Source organism: Pedobacter sp. 01T416_2, from assembly GCF_056398925.1.
The window spans coordinates 1-5,266 of record NZ_JBFTQI010000407.1 but is presented as its reverse complement, the minus strand read 5'-3'; the positions used below and the strand labels follow the sequence as shown (position 1 = coordinate 5,266).

At 40.3% G+C, this 5,266-nt stretch carries 3 protein-coding genes; all 3 read left to right on the top strand.

Annotation, left to right across the window (positions count from 1 at the left end; genetic code table 11):
- The first annotated feature begins 194 nt into the window (after nucleotides 1-194).
- The gene (locus tag AC1DPQ_RS16650; RefSeq protein WP_477610289.1) at nucleotides 195-2,120 is read left to right on the top strand and encodes a right-handed parallel beta-helix repeat-containing protein; all 1,926 of its coding nucleotides are present in this window, start codon (nucleotides 195-197) and stop codon (nucleotides 2,118-2,120) included.
- Between the two features lie 325 nt (nucleotides 2,121-2,445).
- Complete coding sequence (locus tag AC1DPQ_RS16645) at nucleotides 2,446-4,356, top strand: glycoside hydrolase family 97 protein (RefSeq protein WP_477610288.1); 1,911 nt, start codon at nucleotides 2,446-2,448, stop codon at nucleotides 4,354-4,356.
- 40 nt (nucleotides 4,357-4,396) lie between these two features.
- A partial coding sequence (locus AC1DPQ_RS16640) for a glucuronyl hydrolase (protein WP_477610287.1) occupies nucleotides 4,397-5,266 on the top strand: 870 nt, incomplete at its 3' end.

Here is a 5,266-nt window from a genome sequence, read left to right as displayed (position 1 = left end):
GGGGCGATTGTTCAAAACCAACAAAATTCTTCTCCAGTTTATTCTTGGTATCCCATGGGCTGGATGAAGTTTGAGCATCCCGGAAAATATACTTTGTCAGTATCATTATTAGGTGGGGATAGAGAAAAAGCAAGTTTATCTGCCATTAAACTTAAAAAAATCAATTGAGATTAATCACAATTTAAATTATTTGTATGAGAAAAGTATTTCAAATTGTATTGTTTTGCCTGGCGGGTTATAGTGTGTTCGGGCAAACCGGTAAAACCCGCCATAAAGAATATCACGTATCAATAAGTGGCAGTGATACAAATGGAGGGAGTTTGGTCAAGCCATTTAAAACCATTTCTGCAGCCGCAAATACAGCCATGCCCGGGGATGTAATTACCGTTCACACAGGAATTTATCGCGAACAGATTACCCCGCCCCGCGGTGGTAATTCAGAAACCGAACGGATTACCTATCGGGCAGCCAAGGGAGAGAAAGTAGAGATCAAAGGATCCGAGGTAATAAAGGGCTGGCAAAAAACAGAGAATGATACCTGGGTGGTAAAAATTCCGAATGGCTTCTTCGGAAAATTTAATCCATACAAGGATTTAATCCATGGTGACTGGTATTGGCCGCCCAAAGAGAGCAAGTTCCGTACCGGAGCAGTGTATCTCAATGGTGATTGGTTGATGGAAGCATTAACCAGAGACAATGTCATGAAAGCTGCCGAGGAAAAAAATGCGCTCTGGTGGGCAGATGTTGATTCCACGACCACCACTATTTGGGCACAGTTTAAAAACGTGAATCCCAATAAAGAAATGGTCGAGATCAATGTACGCCAAAAGGTTTTTTACCCGGACAGACCGTTTATCAATTTCATAACTGTTAGTGGCTTTACGATGGAACAGGCTGCCACCAATTGGGCACCGCCAACAGCAGAACAAATGGGATTGATCGGTACCAACTGGAGTAAAGGCTGGATCATTGAAAATAACACGGTCCAATATTCGAAATCTGTGGGTATATCGCTAGGTAAGTATGGTGATGCTTTTGACAATAAAGGTACCGAATCGGCAGAGGGATATGTAGGTACGATCAACAGGGCATTAAATTTTGGATGGAACAAGGGCACAGTAGGCGGACATCTGGTGCGCAATAATACGGTCGCCTATTGCGAGCAAACCGGCATTGTTGGCAGTATGGGTTGTGCCTTCAGCGTTGTGGAGGGTAATACGATCCATGATATCCATGTACGAAAATTGTTTAGTGGTGCGGAAATGGGAGCTATTAAATTTCATGGTGGAGTGGATGTGCAGATCCGTAACAACCATATTTATAAAACCAATATGGGGATCTGGTTCGACTGGATGGCGCAGGGTGCGCAGGTAAAAAATAATCTGTTGCATGACAACGGCCTGGATATTTATTTAGAGGTAAATCATGGACCAACGCTCCTAAGCAATAATATTTTTCTTTCCAAAGAAAATTTACTCATGATCTCAAACGGAGTTGCATTTGTACACAACCTGTTTGCAGGTAATATCGACGTTAAACCTTATGACCCTCGCTTAACTCCTTATCACAAACCACATTCCACTTATGTTGAAGCATTGCATGATAACCCGGCAGGCGATATTCGATTCATTAATAATTTATTTGTGAGCGGAGCAGACGCAAGCCTTTATAAGAAAAATATACTACCGGTAATCTTCGATGGTAATGTCTATACAAAAGGATCAGTAAGGGCGATTTTGGGTAATAAAGAAATAAAATATGGTCATGTAAGCGACGAAGTGTTAGAAAAGATTAAAAACATGCCGGTTAAAGACGTTGTGGAAAAGAATTTTATAGTAAATGAAAATTTTGACGCTGGGGCAAAGCTGATTCCCGAATGGAATAAAATGTACCTGGAAATTGCCCTGGACAAAAATTGGCTGCTCCAGCAAAAAAGAAAAATGGCCTCAACAGAGACACTGGGTAAAGCAGTTATTCCAAATCTTCCATTTGAAAATGTGGATGGCACTCCGCTGAAAATTGATGCTGATTATTTAGGGAATGCCCGCAACAGGCTAAATCCTTCACCCGGACCGTTTGAGATATTACAGACCGGAAAGCAGAAAATAAGAGTTTGGTAGGAAGAATGAAGATAACCTGTTAAAATGAGATAATGCAAATTTTAAATTTTAATTGAAGAAAAGGACAGTAGTAACGAGTTGATAAATAAAAGATCCGGACATAACACAGGCAGACCTATCAGAAAAATAACTGCACTTATTCAATAATAAAAAAAACTAAAAATGGATAAAAAACGCAGTCTTGCATGCTGATTATTATTATCTCGAAGCGCTCTTACGGTATAAGAAGTGGTATTTATATACCTAATGATCCGGAACTGTTTTGAAATGTCTATAAGATTAATGGTAGTGATTTACAAGGAAAATAATTTTTAAATAAAAAAAAATGAAAAAAACGACGTTTTTTATAATAGCCCTAATGGCGCTGTTTGCACATCAATCTCTTGCTGCAGATGTTTATACAGTTGTTTCGCCCAACGGCAAATTGAAGCTGAGTATTCGGACAGCTGATTCTCCAACCGCCAAAGGTGAATTGATCTATAGTATCTCCTATAAAGGAGCTCCGGTTATCTTAAACTCCAATATGGGTGTAAACGGCTGGGATAATGGGTTTACTATAGAAAAGGAAGAAAAAACGACAAGTAATGAGATTTGGAATCCGGTTTATGGCGAACGCTCGGAGATACACGATAATTATAATCAAACCATATTCTTTGTGAAGCAAGAAGGGAAAAGCAGCAAATTGCATGTTATCGTTCGTGCCTATAATGAGGGAATCGCTTTTAGATATGTGTTTGCCGAGCGTGAAAATGCAACAGGATATGGTAGAGGTGGAGATTTTATGAAAATCAGCGCCGATCAAACTACCTTTCGGGTTCCTGAAAAGACTTTTTGTTATCTTACTTATTCGGCACAAGGGGTTGTAGAACTGATGCCAGTTAAAGATTGGAAAGAGGAGGCAGAACGGCCTTTGACCTTAAAATTTAGCAATGGGCTTTATGGGGCATTGGGAGAAGCTGCTTTAACGAACTTTTCCCGGACCAAATTCAGGGTTGACAAAGGTGAAGAAAATATCATCCGCAGTTCGATGTATGATACCGTAGAGGAATTTGCGACGCTTGAAATGCCCTGGAAAGTAATTATGGTTGCCGAAAAACCTACTGATTTATTAGCCAATAATGATATTTACCTGAATTTAAATCCAGAGTCAAAAATCAAAAATACCGCTTGGATCAAACCGGGAAAGATTATTCGTGTAGGACTCACCACGAAGGATGCCAAAGCTGCCGTTGATTTTGCCGAAAAGCGAAAATTGCAATATATCCATTTTGATGCGGGGTGGTATGGCGCCGAAACACTTAAGGGCTCAGATCCGTTAGATTATAAACATGTAGATCCCGATCGTTCCCTGGCGAATGATCTGAATCTGGAAGAGGTAACCAAATATGCAAAATCCAAAGGTATTGGCGTTTGGGTATATGTCAACCAAAGGGCGCTTACCGATCATCTTGACGAAATCCTCCCGCTTTATAAATCGTGGGGTATTGCAGGAATTAAATTTGGATTTGTTAGTGTTGGGAGTTACAGGTGGACAACTTGGTTGCACGAGGCTGTGGTAAAATGTGCCAGATACAATATGATGGTTGATATCCATGATGAATACCGCCCAACAGGCTTTAGCCGGACATATCCTAATCTGCTAACCCAGGAAGGCGTGCGCGGAAATGAAGAATTTCCGGATGCAAACAATAATACTTCGCTTCCTTTTACCCGTTTTCTTTGCGGTCCGGCAGATTGTACGGTATGTTATTTTGCCCGAAAGGAGTTTAAGCCAAACACCATGAATGAAAATCGTTTATTAAAAAATACTCCAGGGCATCAGTTGGCGACTTCTGYTGTATTTTATAGTCCGTTACAGTTTTTGTATTGGTATGATAGTCCGTCTGATGTATTGGATGTTCCAGAACTGGAGTTTTTTGACCAACTGCCAACGGTTTGGGATGACACTAAGGTTTTGAGCGGAAGCATAGGAGAATCTATTTCAATTGCACGCCGTAGTGGCACAAAATGGTTTGTAGGCTGTATGACCAATAATGATAGGCGTACTATCGACTTTTCGTTCGGTTTCCTGGATCCATCAAAAAAATATCTGGTAACGATTTACACGGATGGAGGAGAAAAAGTGAAAACGCCGACTCATGTGAAGATAGAAAAGATGAAAGTAACTTCGGCTTCTAAGTTAAAACTGGATTTACTGGCCAGAGGTGGTTGCACAATGATTGTTGAAGAAACTTAAAACGACGAGATATCAAAAAATCATTGATTAAACCAAGACTATGAAAAAAATTATTTTTATTTTATTAATGGCAAGCGGTTCGCTTTTTGCACAAAAAAAGCAAAAAATGAGCGTGCTTATCGACCAGCAATTTCATTTTGCTGTAGAGCAGTATGGGGTATTAAAGCATAATATTGCATCAGGTGAGATGCCCAGAACATTTAACCCTATCACTGGCAAGGTTGTAACCAGCGATACAAAGTGGTGGTGCAGTGGCTTTTACCCGGGTTCTCTCCTTTATATATACGAGTATACCAAAAATCCGGAGATAAAGGTAGAAGCCGAAAAACGCCTGGCCATTCTAGAGAAAGAAAAACATTATCTGGGAAATCATGATTTAGGTTTTATGATGTATTGCAGTTTTGGGAATGCTTATCGCCTTTTTCATAAAGCAGAAGATAAAGCGACCATCGATACCTCGGCAATGTCATTGGCGACCCGTTATCGCCCATCTATTAAATCGATTCAGAGCTGGGACAGTAATGAGTTGTTGAAATGCCCTGTTATTATCGATAATATGATGAACCTGGAAATGCTGTGCTGGGTAAGCGACAATGGGGGTGATAAGAGATTTAAAGAAATAGCAATAAGCCATGCGAATACTACTTTAAAAACACATTTTAGAGCCGATAATAGTTCATATCACCTGGTAGACTATGATTTGAAAACAGGCCAGATTATTAAAAAAATAACCTGGCAGGGACTGGCAGATTCTTCTGCCTGGGCGCGTGGTCAGGGATGGGGGCTGTACGGTTATACCATGATGTACCGTTTTACAAAAGACAAAAACTATTTGGACCAGGCCCGGAAAATTGCTGCTTTTTTGATCAACCATCCAAATCTTCCGGCGGATAAAATCCCATATTGGGAC

Coding starts and splice junctions, on each gene's coding strand:
- AC1DPQ_RS16650 (WP_477610289.1), top strand. CDS start 195: ATGAGAAAAGTATTTCAAATTGTATTGTTTTGCCTGGCGGGTTATAGT.